Annotated in this window: 1 protein-coding gene; it reads left to right on the plus strand. The window is 55.8% G+C overall.

The window, feature by feature from the left end:
- The coding region (locus tag A3754_RS08095; protein WP_197468570.1) for a PhoH family protein at positions 1-217 on the plus strand (217 nt) is incomplete at both ends.

Raw genomic sequence — 217 nt, forward strand, 5'->3', positions numbered from 1 at the left:
ATGAACTACATCCGCGGGCGCAGTTTCCAGAAATCCCTGATCCTGATCGATGAAAGCCAGAACCTGACACCTCACCAGATGAAGGCGATCATTACCCGGGCCGGGGAAGGTTCCAAGGTGGTATGCCTGGGCAACCTGGCGCAAATCGATACGCCCTACCTGTCGCCAACCAGTTCCGGGTTGACCTACATGACCGAACGATTCAAACGGTTCGAGC

It is taken from the genome of Alcanivorax sp. HI0083, from assembly GCF_001635175.1.